Here is a 282-nt window from a genome sequence, read left to right on the forward strand (position 1 = left end):
GTTTAACCTCCGTCCATGAAAGTACTGGTTTGGCGAGGCGCCTAGATTGGCGTTCCTTTTTTTTTTCGCCATACTCGAGTCTTAACGGATGTAGACCATCAGCTTATCAGAGGTGGCACAGACGCTTGACTGTTTGCTCATACAAAAATCAACATAAACCTTGCTCCGCGCGCATCACAAACAAGATGTACACCTTGTCCCCGTCTTGCTTGCAAAAAACACGACAAGGGTTGACCACAACTTCTCGGTAATTGAGGTGTTCAACTTTGTCAAAAATATTTT

General features: G+C 44.3%; 1 pseudogene. It reads right to left on the reverse strand.

Features of this window, described 5'->3' with window-relative positions:
- Positions 1-148: 148 nt before the first annotated feature.
- Positions 149-282: pseudogene (locus AB4496_RS28805) on the reverse strand (type II toxin-antitoxin system RelE/ParE family toxin); the annotation flags it as partial.

The sequence above is a fragment of the Vibrio sp. 10N.222.46.A1 genome (assembly GCF_041473595.1).
GTDB lineage: Bacteria > Pseudomonadota > Gammaproteobacteria > Enterobacterales > Vibrionaceae > Vibrio > Vibrio tasmaniensis_A.